Annotated in this window: 15 protein-coding genes and 1 riboswitch; of the genes, 8 read left to right on the top strand and 7 right to left on the bottom strand. The window is 66.4% G+C overall.

Features of this window, described 5'->3' with window-relative positions:
• Nucleotides 1–8 precede the first annotated feature (8 nt).
• Nucleotides 9–542: a KdsC family phosphatase gene (locus tag AC1DOQ_RS04810; protein WP_441934927.1), complete on the bottom strand. Its 534-nt coding sequence runs from the start codon at nt 540–542 to the stop codon at nt 9–11.
• Entirely contained in the window at nt 542–1,564 is a 1,023-nt protein-coding gene (locus AC1DOQ_RS04815; protein ID WP_477360799.1) for a KpsF/GutQ family sugar-phosphate isomerase, read from the bottom strand. The genes AC1DOQ_RS04810 and AC1DOQ_RS04815 overlap by 1 nt, the downstream gene beginning before the upstream one ends.
• 87 nt (nt 1,565–1,651) lie before the next feature.
• Between AC1DOQ_RS04815 and AC1DOQ_RS04820 the strand changes: the two genes are divergently transcribed.
• Nucleotides 1,652–3,634, top strand: coding sequence for a monovalent cation:proton antiporter family protein (locus tag AC1DOQ_RS04820; RefSeq protein ID WP_477360801.1), 1,983 nt, complete (start codon nt 1,652–1,654; stop codon nt 3,632–3,634).
• Nucleotides 3,635–3,704: 70 nt separating this feature from the next.
• On the opposite strand, the gene AC1DOQ_RS04825 is transcribed toward AC1DOQ_RS04820, so the two are convergent.
• From AC1DOQ_RS04825 to AC1DOQ_RS04840, 4 genes are all read right to left on the bottom strand, one after another.
• Nucleotides 3,705–4,823 carry a GGDEF domain-containing protein gene (locus tag AC1DOQ_RS04825; RefSeq protein ID WP_477360803.1) on the bottom strand — a complete coding sequence of 373 codons (1,119 nt, stop codon included), beginning with the start codon at nt 4,821–4,823 and terminating at the stop codon, nt 3,705–3,707.
• A 76-nt stretch (nt 4,824–4,899) separates the two neighbouring features.
• On the bottom strand, nt 4,900–5,748 hold the full coding sequence (locus tag AC1DOQ_RS04830; protein WP_477360805.1) for an MOSC domain-containing protein: 849 nt from the start codon (nt 5,746–5,748) through the stop codon (nt 4,900–4,902).
• Between the two features lie 56 nt (nt 5,749–5,804).
• The gene (locus tag AC1DOQ_RS04835) at nt 5,805–6,641 is read right to left on the bottom strand and encodes a DUF6159 family protein (RefSeq protein WP_477360807.1); all 837 of its coding nucleotides are present in this window, start codon (nt 6,639–6,641) and stop codon (nt 5,805–5,807) included.
• Between the two features lie 20 nt (nt 6,642–6,661).
• Nucleotides 6,662–7,441, bottom strand: coding sequence for a hypothetical protein (locus tag AC1DOQ_RS04840; protein ID WP_477360809.1), 780 nt, complete (start codon nt 7,439–7,441; stop codon nt 6,662–6,664).
• Nucleotides 7,442–7,570: 129 nt separating this feature from the next.
• A riboswitch (TPP riboswitch) is annotated at nt 7,571–7,671 on the top strand.
• Nucleotides 7,672–7,863: 192 nt separating this feature from the next.
• Here AC1DOQ_RS04840 and thiC point away from each other — a divergent pair.
• Genes thiC through thiE form a run of 5 tightly spaced genes read left to right on the top strand, consistent with a single transcriptional unit; the run spans nt 7,864 to nt 12,131 of the window.
• Nucleotides 7,864–9,744 carry a phosphomethylpyrimidine synthase ThiC gene (thiC, locus tag AC1DOQ_RS04845; RefSeq protein ID WP_477360811.1) on the top strand — a complete coding sequence of 627 codons (1,881 nt, stop codon included), beginning with the start codon at nt 7,864–7,866 and terminating at the stop codon, nt 9,742–9,744.
• A gap of 5 nt (nt 9,745–9,749) precedes the next feature.
• Nucleotides 9,750–9,953: a sulfur carrier protein ThiS gene (gene thiS, locus AC1DOQ_RS04850; protein WP_477360813.1), complete on the top strand. Its 204-nt coding sequence runs from the start codon at nt 9,750–9,752 to the stop codon at nt 9,951–9,953.
• 24 nt (nt 9,954–9,977) lie between these two features.
• Entirely contained in the window at nt 9,978–10,769 is a 792-nt protein-coding gene (locus AC1DOQ_RS04855; RefSeq protein ID WP_477360815.1) for a thiazole synthase, read from the top strand.
• Entirely contained in the window at nt 10,766–11,509 is a 744-nt protein-coding gene (thiD, locus tag AC1DOQ_RS04860; protein ID WP_477360817.1) for a bifunctional hydroxymethylpyrimidine kinase/phosphomethylpyrimidine kinase, read from the top strand. Before AC1DOQ_RS04855 ends, thiD begins: the two co-directional genes overlap by 4 nt.
• A gap of 16 nt (nt 11,510–11,525) precedes the next feature.
• The gene (gene thiE, locus AC1DOQ_RS04865; RefSeq protein ID WP_477360978.1) at nt 11,526–12,131 is read left to right on the top strand and encodes a thiamine phosphate synthase; all 606 of its coding nucleotides are present in this window, start codon (nt 11,526–11,528) and stop codon (nt 12,129–12,131) included.
• Between the two features lie 46 nt (nt 12,132–12,177).
• Here thiE and AC1DOQ_RS04870 read toward each other — a convergent pair whose 3' ends face one another.
• On the bottom strand, nt 12,178–14,172 hold the full coding sequence (locus AC1DOQ_RS04870) for a PhoX family protein (RefSeq protein WP_477360819.1): 1,995 nt from the start codon (nt 14,170–14,172) through the stop codon (nt 12,178–12,180).
• 409 nt (nt 14,173–14,581) lie between these two features.
• Here AC1DOQ_RS04870 and AC1DOQ_RS04875 point away from each other — a divergent pair, with 409 nt between their 5' ends.
• Nucleotides 14,582–15,136 (top strand): porin family protein, encoded by a 555-nt coding sequence (locus AC1DOQ_RS04875; protein ID WP_477360821.1) that lies wholly within the window; start codon nt 14,582–14,584, stop codon nt 15,134–15,136.
• A gap of 129 nt (nt 15,137–15,265) precedes the next feature.
• Nucleotides 15,266–15,514: an outer membrane beta-barrel protein gene (locus AC1DOQ_RS04880; protein WP_477360823.1), complete on the top strand. Its 249-nt coding sequence runs from the start codon at nt 15,266–15,268 to the stop codon at nt 15,512–15,514.
• Nucleotides 15,515–15,516: the final 2 nt, after the last annotated feature.

The raw sequence follows: 15,516 nt of genomic DNA on the forward strand, positions 1-15,516 counted from the left end.
GCGAGGGATTATCCAAAGTACGGTGCCAATGCCTGTTCGTAGGTTCCCTGGGCGCGCATCACCATGTCGCAGACTTCGCGCACGGCGCCGCGTCCGCCCGCATTCTTCGTCACGTAGTGGGCGCGGTACTGCACTTCCGGATGGCCGCTCGGCACCGTGACGGCAAAGCCGACACGGGTGAACAGCGGCAGGTCGATCACGTCGTCGCCGATGTAGCCGCACTGCTCGGCCGTCACGCCGGTCTTTTCCAGCAGTTCGGCAAAGGCCAGGCGCTTGTCGTGCTGGCCCTGGAACACGTGGGTGATCCCGAGGTCGGCGGCGCGCTTCACCACGATCGGCGAATTGCGCGCGCTGATGATCGCGGTCTGCACGCCGGTGCGGTTCAGCAGCTGGATGCCGAGGCCGTCCAGCACGAAGAAGGTCTTGGTGATCTCGCCGTTGGCGTCATAGGTCAGGCTGCCGTCGGTGAGGACACCGTCGACGTCGAAGATCATGACCTTCACGCGCGCGGCACGCTGCAGATGTTCCAGCTGGGTCACCATCAGATCACCTTGGCGCGGGTCAGGTCGTGGATGTGGAGGGCACCGACCAGCACGTCGTCGGCGTCGGTCACCAGCATCTGGTTGATGCGGAATTCCTCCATCACGGCAACGGCGTCGACCGCCAGCTGCTCGGGATGGATGCGGCGCGGATTCGCGTGCATGACGTCCTGGATCGTCAGCCGGCTGAAGTCGTGGGTCTTCTCGAACAGGCGGCGCAGGTCGCCGTCGGTGAACACGCCGACCGGGCGGCCGGCGTCGTCGACGACGGCGGTCATGCCCATCCCCTTTTGCGAGATTTCCAGCAGGGCCTCGGTCAACGGGGCATCCGGTTTGACTTTCGGCACCGCGTCGCCGCTGCGCATCACGTCGCGCACGTGGGTCAGCAGCTTGCGGCCGAGGGCGCCGCCCGGGTGCGACAGGGCGAAGTCTTCCGACTTGAAGCCGCGCAGCTCCAGCAGCGCGACGGCGAGGGCATCGCCCAGCGCCAGGGTGACGGTGGTGGAGGCGGTCGGCGCCAGGTTCAGCGGGCAGGCTTCCTTGTCGACCGAGACGTCGAGGTGGACGTCGGCCACCTGGGCCAGGCGCGAGCCCGGCTTGCCGGTCATGGCGATCACGGGCACGCCCATGCGTTTGACGGCCGGAATCACGACCGCCAGCTCGGCGCTTTCGCCGGAATACGAGATCGCGACCAGCACGTCGTGCGGCGTGACCATGCCGAGGTCGCCGTGGGCGGCTTCGGCCGGGTGCAGGAACAGGGCCGGGGTGCCGGTCGAGGCCAGGGTCGCGGCGATCTTGCGGCCGATGTGCCCCGACTTGCCGATGCCCGAGACGACCACGCGGCCCTTGCAGGCCAGCATCAGGGCCACGGCACGCGGCAGGCTGTCGTCCTGGCCGAGGCGCGCGGTCAGCTTGCGCAGCGCTTCGCCTTCGATGTCCAGGGTCTCGCGGGCCAGCTCCAGAGCGCGCTTTGCCTGGACCTCGTCAAAACTTGTCAGCATTATTTTTTCATCGGTTACACTCATGGTGGAAGTATATCCGAATTGAGAAAGCAAAAAACTTGCCAGTCGTAACAGAGCGCACATATTTAGGGATCGTAACCACACCCCAGCATGACATCAGGCCTTGAATTAACTTTGCTCCTGCTGGGCAGCGCCGTTCTCGGCGTGGTCGCGTTCCGGATGCTCCATCTTCCCCCGATGCTGGGTTACCTGGCCGTCGGCGTCCTGATCGGCCCCCACGCCCTGCACCTGGCCGAAAACGGCCCCAGCACCCATGCCCTGGCCGAATTCGGCGTGGTGTTCCTGATGTTCTCGATCGGCCTCGAATTCTCGCTGGCCCAGCTCAAGGCGATGCGGCGCATCGTGCTCGGGCTCGGGCTGGCCCAGGTCTCGCTGACCATCCTGATCACGGTGCTGGCCTCGCTGCTGGCCCCGCGCCTGCCGGCGCCGTTCAATACCGGCTGGCAGGCCGCGCTGGCGCTCGGCGGGGCGCTGGCGATGTCTTCCACCGCGATCGTCTCCAAGCTGCTGACCGAACGCCTCGAGCTCGAGAGCGAGCATGGGCGGCGCATCATCGGGATCCTGCTGTTCCAGGACCTGGCCGTGGTGCCGCTGCTGATCCTGATTCCTTCGCTGGCGCGGCCGGCCGAGGAACTGGCGATGAACCTGGCCTGGGCCGCGCTGAAGGCCGCCGCCGTGCTGGCCCTGCTGCTGTTCTTCGGCCAGAAGCTGATGCGCAAGTGGTTCACCATCGTCGCCAAGCGTCGCTCGCAGGAATTGTTCATGCTGAACCTGCTGCTGGTGACCCTGGGCGCAGCCTGGATCACCGAGCGCGCCGGCCTCTCGATGGCCCTCGGCGCCTTCGTGGCCGGCATGCTGATCTCCGAGACCCAGTACAAGCACCAGGTGGAAGAGGACATCAAGCCCTTCCGCGACGTGCTGCTCGGCCTGTTCTTCATCAGCATCGGCATGCTGCTCAACCTGGAGCTGGTGCTGGCCAACTGGTGGCTGGTGCTGGCCATGCTGGCGATTCCGGTGCTGCTCAAGTTCGCCCTGATCGCGGCGCTGGCCAAGGCCTTCGGCTCCTCCGACGGCGTCGCCATGCGCACCGGCCTGGCCCTGGCCCAGGCCGGCGAATTCGGCTTCGTGCTGCTGAACCTGGCCTCGGGCTCGAAGCTGATCGATCCCTTCCTGATCCAGCTGGTGCTGGCGGCGATGGTGCTGTCGATGCTGCTGGCGCCCTTCATGATCGCCAACAGCGACAAGATCGTCATGAAGATGGCCTCCAACGAATGGATGCTGCAGTCGCTGCAGCTGACCCAGATCGCCAGCCGCACGATGGCGGCGCAGAAGCACGTGATCATCGCCGGCTTCGGCCGCAGCGGGCAGAGCCTCGCGACGCTCCTGTCGGAAGAAAAGCTGCCGTGGTATGCGCTCGACCTCGATCCCGAGCGGGTCCAGGAAGCGCGCGCGGCCGGCGCCAACGTCTCCTACGGCGACTGCTCGCGGCGCGAATCGCTGATCGCGGCCGGCATCAACCGCGCCAGCGCGCTGGTGATCACCTTCGCCGACACCCGCCTGGCGCTCAAGGTGCTGCACCTGGTGCACGAACTGGCGCCCAAGCTGCCGGTGATCGTGCGCGCCCACGACGACACCGAATTCGACGTCCTCAAGCGAGCCGGCGCCACCGAGGTGGTGCCGGAGGCGCTGGAATCGAGCCTGATGCTGGCCTCGCACGCGCTGGTGGTGATGGGGGTGCCGCTGCGGCGCGTGGTGCACCGCGTGCAGGCCGCGCGCGACGAACGCTATTCCTCGCTGCGCGGCTTCTTCCACGGCGCCAGCGACATCAACGAAGATCCGGAGCACAGCTACGTGCGCCTGCATTCGGTGGTGCTGGCAGAGGATGCCGGCGCGGTCGGCCGCTGCATCGGCGACCTGGGCTTCGACGAAGTCGGCGCCGAGGTGACGGCGGTCCGGCGCGGCAACCAGCGCATCGAGCCGGAAGACGATACCGAACTGCGCGCCGGCGACGTGGTGGTGCTGCGCGGGACCGGGACGGCGGTCAACCGCGCCGAGGGCCGTTTATTGCGGTAGGGTGGGCACACCGTGCCCACGCACCACGTTTGCGTCATGCCGGCTTGCGCGTGGGCTCGGAGAGCCCACCCTACGCGGAAACGACCCGGTTGCGGCCATTCTGCTTGGCCTGGTACAGCGCCTGGTCGGCCTGGGCCACCAGAGCCGAGGCCACATCCTCGATCGGATCGTCGCCCTCGGCATCGTCCAGCGCCGCCACGCCGATCGACACCGTCACCGGCAGGGCCTCCCCTTCCGGCAGCAGGAAAGCCTGGTCGGCCACGCCGGCGCGGATGCGCTGCGCCACCAGGTTCGCGCTCTCGAGGTCGGCGTCGATCAGCAGCACCACGAATTCCTCGCCGCCGAAGCGGCCCAGCGCGTCGGACATGCGCAGCTCGTCCTTGATGCGCGACGCCACTTCGCGCAGCACGTCGTCGCCGGCCTGGTGGCCGTGGGTGTCGTTGACCTGCTTGAAGTGGTCGACGTCGATGTACATACAGGCGATGCTGTAGCCCTGGCGGCGCGCACGGCCGATCTCCTCGGCCAGGCGCCGGTCCATGTAGCGGCGGTTGTAGACGCCGGTCAGCGCATCGGTCAGGCCGATGTACTTCAGCATCTCGTTGCTGATCACGTTTTCCAGGCAAATGGCGATGATCGATCCCATGTGCTCGACGAAGTCCGTGCCCAGCAGCGGCGTGAAGCGGCTCGGGTCGCGGCTGCCCAGGTTCAGGCTGCCGATCAGGCGCTTGTTGCGCAGCAGCGGCACCAGGGCGACGCTGGCCAGGCCGGCCGGCGGATTGGGGAAGGCGCTCGCGTGGCTGACCGGGTGGTAGGGAGTCAGGCGCGGCCGCGGCGGGCGGCCCGGCCCGGAGTCGAAGCCCAGCTCCTCGGGATGTTCATGGAACAGCAGGTTGGGCAGGCTGTCGAAGTCCACGCCCAGCTTGTGCATCACGGTAAAGATGTCGGCGCCGCTGTCGACCAGCGACAGGGTCACGATGTCGAGGCTGGACACGATCGGCAGCTGGCGGAAGATGGTGGCGACCAGCTCCTGGAAGCTGCCCGCGCCCACGAGCTCGAGATCGAAGGCCTGGTGGCGCATCATGATCGCGTGGTTGCTCTCGGCCTGGTCGATCAGGCTGGCGAGCTGCCTGCGCAGCGCGGCGTTCTCGGCCATCAGTTCGCGCACACTGGCGCCCTGCTGCTCGTGCATGGACATTCCTTTCCGCAATTAGCCCTAACATTACGCCAACTCGGCCGTATTGCAAATGGGCGCCACGAAAACGTTGTCAGAATGCCAGTTCGGCCGCTAGTTCCTGGTCGACGCGCAGCACGCTGCCGGCGCCCGCGGAGACGATGCAGTTCATGCCGAAACAAATCCCGCCGTCGAGTTTCGGGTTGGCGCGGTAGGTCTGCAGGATGTCGAGCGGATCGGGGCCGGGTACGCCGGTGGCCTGGTCGATCGATGGAATCGGGCAGCGTGCGCAGGGTTTCACCGGGCGGATCTCGGCCGTGCCGGTGCTGAGGAAGGCCGTGTAGTCCTCTTCATAGGCTTCCAGCCCCGCCACCACCAGGTTGGGCCGGAAGCGGTCCATCGGCAGGGCCGCGCGTCCGGCCGCGCGCAGGCGCAGGTTCAGGTCGTCGAGCGAGGACTGGCCGATCAGCAGCAGCGGATAGCCGTCGGCGAAGCGGGTCTGCGACGGCAGGCCGCCGGTCCACTTGACGCTGGTCGGGCGCACCACGTCCTGCCGGAAGCGCACCAGGCGCAGGCGTTCGCGCGCGTCCAGGGCTTCGGCGAACCAGCCGGCGGCGACGTCGCCGCAGTCGGCCGCGCGGACGTCGTCGTCCCAGATCTGCACGTGGCGGACGGGTTCCTCATGCCAGGCGAGCGGCAGCAGCAGGTCGCCCATGCCGGGACTGCTCACGCGCAGGTTGCCGCCGTCGGGACGCGGCCGGATCAGCGCCATGCGCGGGAATTCGCGCTGGGTCAGGAACTGGCCGGACGCCGTGACCAGCATCCATTCGCGGTCGTGCACGCCATGCGCGGCCAGGCCGGTTTCGAGGAGAGTGGCTTCCTGCACCGGCATGCCGGCGCAGGATTTGATCGGGTAGAGGAGCAGCTGGGACAGGGTGGGCATCGCGGCGCTTGAATCGACTTCAGGGCCGCATAGTATCGCACCAATGCCTGCCGGCTTCAGGACTTTTGCCGGAATGCCGACGCCAGGACCGGGCCGTCGAAGCCGGGCGCATCGCTGCCGTAGAGGGCGTAACGGTACAGCACGGCCGAATAGATGCCGCTCAGCGTGGCGTGCATCAGCACGCAGCCGAAGAAGGCCAGCAGGACGATGGCGACAAACACGCCCACCACCACCGTCCCGGCGGCGATCTTCGCCATCAGCATGGCCAGCACGACGGCGCCGGCCAGCAGGCCGAGGTACAGCAGGCTGAAGGCGAGGTTCAGGCCGACCTGGCCGACGATGTTCTCGCCCCAGCTCCGCTTGAGCAGGGCCGTGCTCTCGGAGATCGAGTCGAGCGCGCCGCGGTCGCTGGTGGCGATCACCGGCACGACCAGGAAGGTGGCGACCGCCCAGCCGGCGCCGAGCAGGCCGGCGATGAGGCGGCCGATGAAACCGACCCGCTCCTGGATGGCGCGCAGGATCACGCCGATGGTGGCGGAGATGACCGCATAGCCGAAGATCGTGCCGATGCGGCGGTTGGCGATACGCAGGCCGTCGCCCAGGGTCGGGCTGCCGCCTTCGAGCCGCATCACGACCGCGCCCACCAGCGCCGTGTTGAAGTAGAAGATGACGAAGTACTGGACCACGTAGAACAGGAAGGCCGTCGAATACAGGCCGCCCTTGCCAATGCCGTCGAGCGAGCCCAGGCCGAGCAGCGGCAGCGCGAAGGCCAGCAGCACCAGGAACAGGGCGAAGCCGGAGATGATGGGGAACAGCATCAGGTGCTTGTCCTGCCTGAGCACCTGGGCGCTGGCGCCGACGAGGCGGAAACTGCGGCTGAGACGGTCGAACATGTTTTTTCTCCTCAGGATTTTTAATGGTCCAAGCCCTGCCGCCATGCTGCGAGCGCTTTCTGAACCTCGGCCGCTTCGCGCAAGGTCACATCCATTTGCACGTCGGCGACGGCCCCGCCGTTCTGGACGATGCGGTCGAACTCGTCGGCCAGCCGTCCCGCGCGCGACAGCAATTCGGCAGGTGCGTGCCGGGCTGCCAGCGATTTGCGGTCGAGCTCATCGCGCGACACGATCCGGTGAAAGCCGTAGATGAAGCGACCGATACGCTCGTAGGCCGGCACGCCGTCGCCACCTGCAGCCCGGCCGCCCAGCATCTGTTTTACATAGACCAGCCATTTGTCGTCGGGATTGAACCGGCCGTCGATCAGCTCGATCTTCTCGAAGCTGCGCCGGGTCGGTGCCATTCCGAGGAACACGAGGTAGCTGTTGCCGATGACGAAACCGGGACGGATGACGCAATCGGAGCCGTTCATCGTGCGCCCGCCGCCGCGAGCCCAGAACGCAAAGTCCGAATGATCGTTGTAGGTGGTGTCATTGCCATTGCGCTCCACGGGGCCGCCTGTCACCGTGAACACTTTCAGCTCCGCTCCCGCCAACCGCTCCAGCGTCAGAAAGCGGTATTCGACCTCATAGTCGTTCAGGGGAGTGGCGCCGACAACCTGCCCAACCGCCACGTCCGTCACCAGCTGAAGCTGTTCTTCGGGAGGGATTAGTTGCCTGGCCGGCGCTACGCGGCATGCCTCGGATGCCGCCGCGTGCAGGGCCAGCAGCGCGAATACAAGGCTGCGAATGGTCGTCATCGTTTTCATCGTGGGAAGCTTAGCAGGATGGATGGCGCAGAAATGCACGCAAAATCACAACTCGTACGTCCACATTGCCATCGTCCCAAAACCCACGTACACTCCGCCCGTTGCCTCTTCATGAGGCGGCAACAACGCTAGGGGTCCTGCGCCATCAACCGCGCGGGTGAGAAATACCCTCCGAACCTGATCTGGATAATGCCAGCGAAGGGAAGCTACAGAGTCCGCGTACGCCCTCGTGCTACGTTCCTCCGCACTCCTCCGCTGGATCGCCGATCTACGGGAGTCCCCAAAACCTGCTGCGCGTTGCATTGTCGGATTGCGATGCTCGCTGTACATCTCGTACAGCTGCGCTTCTCATCCAACACTGCTGCCGCTCGCGACGGTTTTGGTGCCTCCCTTCAGTGATACAAGGAGTGCACTTGAACGCCGATCCGAAATTCCTGTCCGCCAGCGCCACGGTCGATGCCGCGGCCGTGACGCCTCTTCCCAACTCGCGCAAGGTCTACGTGGCCGGCTCGCGTCCCGACATCCGGGTGCCGATGCGCGAGATCCATCAGTCGTCCACCTCCGCTTCCTTCGGCGCCGAGCCGAATCCGCCGGTCTGGGTCTACGACACCTCCGGGCCCTACACCGACCCCGAAGCGCGCATCGACATCCGCTCCGGCCTGCCCTGCCCGCGCTCCGGATGGATCCGCGAGCGCGGCGACACCGTCGAACTGGCCGGTCCCAGCTCGGGCTATGGCCAGGAACGCCTGCGCGATCCGAAGCTGGCCGAACTGCGCTTCGACCTGCAGCGCAAACCGCGCCGCGCGGCCGGCGGCCGCAACGTCACCCAGATGCACTATGCGCGCCAGGGGATCGTCACGCCGGAGATGGAATTCGTCGCCATCCGCGAGAACCTGCGGCGCCAGGAATACCTGCGCGGCCTGGAAGCCGCCGGCCCGACCGGGAAGAAGATGGCCGCCCTGCTGGGCCGCCAGCATCCGGGCCAGTCCTTCGGCGCTGCCATTCCCGCCGTGATCACGCCGGAATTCGTGCGCGAAGAGATCGCCCGCGGCCGCGCCATCCTGCCGGCCAACATCAACCACCCGGAATCCGAGCCGATGATCATCGGCCGCAACTTCCTCGTGAAGATCAATGCGAATATCGGCAACTCCGCCGTCACGTCCTCGATCGGCGAGGAAGTCGAGAAGATGACCTGGGCGATCCGCTGGGGCGGCGACACGGTGATGGACCTCTCGACCGGCAAGCACATCCACGAGACGCGCGAATGGATCATCCGCAACAGCCCGGTCCCGATCGGCACCGTGCCGCTCTACCAGGCGCTGGAGAAGGTGAACGGCAAGGCCGAGGAACTCACCTGGGAAATCTACCGCGACACCCTGATCGAGCAGGCCGAGCAAGGCGTCGACTACTTCACCATCCACGCCGGCGTGCGCCTGCCGTTCATTCCGATGACGGCGGACCGCCTCACGGGCATCGTCTCGCGCGGCGGCTCGATCATGGCCAAGTGGTGCCTGGCCCACCACAAGGAATCCTTCCTCTACACCCGCTTCGAAGAGATCTGCGAGATCATGAAGGCCTACGACGTCGCCTTCAGCCTCGGCGACGGTTTGCGCCCCGGCTCCATCTACGACGCCAACGACGAAGCCCAGCTGGCCGAACTGCGCACCCTGGGCGAGCTCACGCAGCTGGCCTGGAAGCACGACGTGCAGACCATGATCGAGGGACCGGGCCACGTGCCGCTGCACCTGATCAAGGAGAACATGGACCTGCAGCTGGAGCAGTGCCATGAAGCCCCCTTCTACACCCTCGGCCCGCTGACCACCGACATCGCCCCCGGCTACGACCACATCACCTCGGGCATCGGCGCCGCCAACATCGGCTGGTACGGCACCGCCATGCTGTGCTACGTGACCCCGAAGGAGCACCTGGGCCTGCCCGACAAGGACGACGTCAAGGACGGCATCATCACCTACAAGATCGCGGCGCATGCGGCCGACCTGGCGAAGGGCCATCCGGGCGCGCAGATCCGCGACAACGCCTTGTCGAAGGCACGCTTCGAATTCCGCTGGGAAGACCAGTTCAACCTCGGCCTCGATCCGGACAAGGCGCGATCCTTCCACGACGAGACGCTGCCGAAGGACTCCGCCAAGGTGGCCCACTTCTGCTCAATGTGCGGGCCGCATTTCTGCTCGATGAAGATCACCCAGGAAGTGCGCGACTACGCGGCTGGCGGCATGCAGGAAAAGGCGGTCGAGTTCATGCGCAAGGGCGCCGAGCTCTATCACAAGGAGTAAACGGCATGCTGGAGATCGAACTGAACGGCGCGGCGCACACGCTGCCGCGGGCCGCCAGCCTGCACGAACTGGTCGACATGCTGGAGCTGTCCGGCCAGGCGCTGGCGCTGGCCGTGAACCGCCGCGTGGTGCCGCGCGAGCAGTGGCGCACGACCCTGCTGCAGCCGCGCGACCAGGTGGACGTGGTGCGCGCCATCGGCGGCGGCTAAACTTTTTACGGAATCGGAGAACACATGAACCAGACCAAGGACCGGCCGCTCGTCATCGCCGGCAAGGAATACAACTCGCGCCTGCTGGTCGGCAGCGGCAAATACCGCGACCTGGACCAGACCGCGACCGCCACCGCGGCCGCGGGCGCCGAGATCATCACGGTGGCGATCCGCCGTGTGAACATCGGCCAGGATCCGCATGCGCCCAACCTGCTCGACGCGGTGCCGCCCTCGCGCTACACCATCCTGCCGAACACCGCCGGCTGCTACACGGCCAAGGATGCCGTGTACACCCTGCAGCTGGCGCGCGAGCTGCTGAACGGGCACAAGCTCGTCAAGCTCGAAGTGCTGGGCGACGAAAAAACCCTGTTCCCCAACATGCCCGAAACCCTGCGCGCCGCCGAAGAACTGGTGCGCGACGGCTTCGACGTGATGGTCTACTGCAGCGACGACCCGATCCAGGCGCGCATGCTGGAGGACATCGGCTGCGTGGCGGTGATGCCGCTGGCCTCCCTGATCGGCTCCGGCATGGGCATCCTGAATCCCTGGAACCTCTCGCTCATCATCGAGCAGGCCAAGGTGCCGGTGCTGGTCGACGCCGGCGTCGGCACGGCTTCCGATGCCACGGTGGCGATGGAGCTGGGCTGCGACGGCGTGCTGATGAACAGCGCCATCGCGCTGGCGCGGGACCCGGTGCGCATGGCGGGCGCGATGCGGCTCGCGGTGGAGGCCGGCCGCGAAGCGTACCTGGCGGGCCGGATGCCGCGGCGTTTCGCGGCCTCGCCCTCGTCGCCGATGGCGGGACGGGTCGGATGAGACCCTGCGTGCTGGTGTTTTCCGGCCTCGACCCTTCGGGCGGGGCCGGCATCCAGGCCGACATCGAGGCGATCGCGGCCCAGGGTGCGCACGCGCTGCCCATCGTCACGGCGCTCACGGTGCAGGACAACGAGCGGGTGTTCGAGGTGGCGCCGGTGGACGCCGGCCTGCTGACGCGCCAGGCCATGCTGCTGGCCGACACGATGCCGATCCGCGCGGTCAAGCTGGGCATCCCGGGCAATCTCGCGAATGCCGAAGCCATCGCCGGCATCGTCCTGCTGCTGCGCGCGCGCCAGCCGGCGCTGCCGGTGGTGCTCGACCCGGTGCTGGCCAGCGGCCACGGCGATGCCCTCGCACGCGGCAATGCGCTGGCGGCGCTGGCGCCGCTGCTGGCGGTGGCGACGGTGGCCACGCCCAACCTGCCGGAAGCGGCGGCGCTGGAGCTGTCCGGCTGTCCGCACGTGCTGGTCACCGGCGGCCATGGCGCTGGTGACGAGGTCGTCAACCGCTGGCACAGCCGCGACGGCATGCGCGAATGGCGCTGGCCGCGCCTGCCCGGCGAATTCCACGGCAGCGGCTGCACGCTGGCCTCCAGCCTGGCCGCCCGCCTGGCGCTGGGCGACGCGATGGCCCAGGCCCTCGAGCGCGCCCAGCGCTGCTGCAACCAGTCGCTGGCGGATTCGTATGCGATCGCCCCCGGCCAGCGCATCCCGCGCCGTATCGAACATCGAGGAGCATGAAGTGACAACGAAAGCACTGAAAGGACTGTACCTGGTGACGCCCGACTGGACCGATACCGGGCGCCTGCTGGCCGCGACGCGGCGCGCGCTGGAAGGCGGCGCCGCGCTGGTCCAGTACCGCAACAAGACGGCGAGCGAGGTGCTGCGCGAGGAACAGGCGGCCGCCCTGCTCGCCCTGTGCCGCCGGCATGGTGTGCCGCTGGTGATCAACGACCACGTGGACCTCTGCCTGCGCCTGGATGCCGACGACGTGCACGTCGGCGGCACCGATGCGCCGGTGGCCGCCGTGCGTGCGGCGCTCGGGCCGGACAGGATCGTCGGCGCATCCTGCTATGGCCGGTTTCCGCTGGCCCTGGCGGCGCAGGCGGCGGGCGCCAGCTATGTGGCCTTCGGCGGGTTCTATCCGTCCAAGGTGAAGGTGTACGAGGTGAGCACGGCGCCGGACATCGTGGTCGGTGCCAGCGAGCGGCTAGGGGTGCCGGTGGTGGTGATCGGCGGGATGACGGCAGAGAATGCGCGGCCGCTGGTGGCGCGCGGAGCGGCTATGGTGGCCGCGATCAGCAGCGTCTACCTGGCGGAAGATCCGGCTGCGGCTGTGCGGGAGTTTGCGGACTTGTTCTGATGCTTGTTGAGCGCGTGGGCACGGAGTGCCCACGTTCGACGCCTGGTTACGCCTTGGCCAGCTTGAACTGGGTCAGCTCGCCGGTCAGGTAACCCACCGCCGCACCGAACTTGTCCTTGTAGTTCGCGCGGATCAGCGGATCCAGCGTGGTCTTCACGTTGGCGTGGATGCCGCCCCAGTCGCCGGCGTGCTGGAAGTTGCTCATGATGTAGGTCCAGCCGTTGATGTCGTCGACCGCGTGCAGGCCGGTCGACTCGCCGCCGGCCGGCACCGACATCAGGCGCGAGAGCTGCTTGGTGTCGACGTTGTAGGCCCACAGGAAGTTGTTGACGTGCTGGCTGCTGTCTTCGCCAATGAAGAGGGTGCGCATCTTTTCCGAGAACTTCAGGTTGTCCGGATTCGCGACCTTGTTCGGGTTGCCGGTATTGCCCAGCGCGTCGGCGGCAATATCCTCGCCCACCAGCAGGGCCTTGGTGTCGGCCGGCATCCACTCGCTGTTGATGGCGTTGCCCGCGGTGTCTTTCTGGCCGCCCTTCAGGCTCAGCATCATGACGGCGCCGGCATTGACCGCTTTCGGGATCGAGATGCCGTTGCCCGGCACGTTCAGGGCGTTACCGGCCACCATCGAGCTCTGGCAGTTCTGCAGGGCCGAGTAGGCAATCTTGTCCTTCAGGTTGACGGTCGTGCCCTCCATCTTGGTGAAGCCCATCGAGGCGCCGACCAGCGCCGCGTAGCGGTGGGTCTCGAGGAAGGCGGCGGCCTTTTCCATGCCCGGCTTCAGCTTGAGCCACTCGGTGCGGCCATTGGCGGCAACCTTGGTATAGCTGGCGTCCTGCGGATCGCTGCTCTTGACGTCCATGATGTCGGTCGGCTTGAGCGAGGCGGCCAGCGAGCGGATCTCGTCGCTGGTGGCGGAGCCCAGCTTGATCCAGCTGAGCGGCGCGGCGGCGGCGGCCGGGTCCAGCGAGAAGCCGGCGCCGACCTTGGCCACGTACAGGGTGCCCGAGGACAGGTCTTTTTCCTTGTCGGCGACGAACACGAAGTAGCCACTGTTGGTGGCGTCGTCGCCCATGATCACGGTGCGGTTGTCGCCCAGCACCTGCACCAGCTCGTGCGAGATGCGGCCCATGCAGTAGTGTTTCTTGATGCTGCCGGTGCCGTCGGCATTGACGGTCACTTCCGGCAGGTGGCCGTAGTTGTAGGGGTTGGCGCGGGTCTCGTCGCCGTACAGGTTCTTGCTGAAGGCCTTGAACTGGGCGTCGGTGGCGGCGGTGAAGGCGTTCGGCTCGTACTCCTCGCTCGACAGGTGGGTGCCCCACGGCGACAGGCTGGCGCCGCAGGTGATCCACAGGCCGTTCACGCCCGAGGTGTCGACGTTGTGGTACTTCACCAGGCTCAGCTTGCCGTTGGCCGGATCCTGGTCCAGGGTCAGCACGGCGATCGGCGACGGCAGCTTGCCGTACATGTCGGTGGTGCCGTCCTGGGCCCAGGTGGTGTATTCGAACTGCACCACGGCGAACACGGTATTGCCCTTCACCCCTGTCACTTTCGCGTTCGGAACCGTCAGCAGCGAGGTGCCGTCCGGCGAGTCCGAGAAGAACTGGCGCTCCTTGCCGGCCACGGTGGTGTCGACGATCGGGCGGTTAGCGATGTCGTAGTAGCCGCCGGCCAGGATGGTGCCGCCGCTGCCGTTCGGGACCATGTCGCCGGTGATGAAGAAGGGTTTATAGGACAGCTTGAAATCGAGCTTGCTGCTGTCGCTGAAGCTGACCGTCATGGTCGAGCCGACCGAGGTGGTGGCCATCGCGGCGGCGTCCGTCAGGGTCGGCGCGTTCATCGAACCGAACGAGACGCTGGACAGGGTCACGGCCGGCGGCGTGGTCTGGCCGGGGTTGCCCGGCGCCGTGGTCACCGGGCTGTCGTCACCGCCACCGCAGCCGGCAAGCATGGCGCCCACGGTGCCGGCGCCGATCGGCAGCATCGGGGTCGCGCCGAGAAGGCGCAGCAGGCGGCGGCGGGACAGGTCGGTATTCGCATTCATACGTCAACACTCCAGGATCAGGTCATTGGGACCGCGCCGACGGCACGGAGAACGCTGGGCAGGATAGTGGAGACGTATGTCAGGAACATGACGGAAATTTAACGGTTTTGTGACACGCGCAGCCGGACTCGGGAACAGCAGCCTAGGCTCGCTCTTCAAACTTGTAAGTATTCGCAACAGAAGCGCATCGACCATCTGCGCTCAATTTGGGTCGATATCGCCACCAAGTCCACGCATCTTTCCAATCATAAAGACATGCATATCTGACTTTTCAGTCATTTATATGCACATGGGTAACAGTTTCTTACCAACTCGACAGTTTTTAAAAAGAAACAAGCTGCTATCGTTTTTCACGCCGCGATGCCTGCCGCATCCCGGCAAAGTGAAAACCAAAACAAAAGGAAGAACGATGAAAAAGACGATTTTCGCAGTGCTCGCAGGGTTCCTCGCCATGGGCGCCGCCCAGGCCCAGTCCACCGCCAACGACGCGCCGCGCGCCTACATGGGCATCGGCGTGGGTGCCGTCAAGGATTCCATCACCGGCGACCACAAGCGCAGCACCAGGATCTTCGGCGGCTACGAGTTCGACCAGAACTGGGCCGTCGAAGGTGGCTACAGCTACCTCGGCAAGAGCGGCTTCTACATGCCGCTGGAAAATGACATCTACCACGTCGGCGTGAAGAGCCAGAGCTTCTACGCCGCCGCCAAATACACCTTCCCGCTGACCGAGCGCACCGCGATGTACGGCAAGCTCGGCCTGGCCCATACCGAGGCCAGGTACTCGAGTTCGTTCAAGGGATGGAACTTCAAGGACAATACCAACGGCGTGTACGCCGCGGTGGGCGTGCAGACCAAGCTGACGGAAAACGTGTCCCTGTTCGCCGAATACGAGCGCAACGGCAAGCAGTTGCGCAACGGTGCGGACAACAAGGTCTTCAGCGCTGGCGTGAAGTACGGTTTCTGAGCGGAGGCGCCAATATGAAAAATGTGATTCCAGGCGTGCTCGCGGCTTTCCTTGCCGCCGGCGCCGCCCAGGCCCAGACGGCGGACACCGCGCCTGCCGCACCTGCCGCCACCGACGCGCCGCACGCCTATGTGGGCCTCGGCGTCGGCATCGGCCTACGGCAAGTTCGGCCTGTCCCACAGCGAGAGCAAGGTCTCGGCCGGGCTCCCGGGATGGAACTATACGGTCAGCGATAACGGGCTGTATGCCGGCCTCGGTGCGCAGTACAAGCTGACCCGGGAGATTGCCGCGGTGGTCGAGTACGAGCGCTTCGGCAAGCGCAAGGAAGGCGGACCGAAGGCCGATGTCTACAGCGCCGGCCTGAAATACAGCTTCTGAGC

It is taken from the genome of Massilia sp. 01N417 (assembly GCF_056399645.1).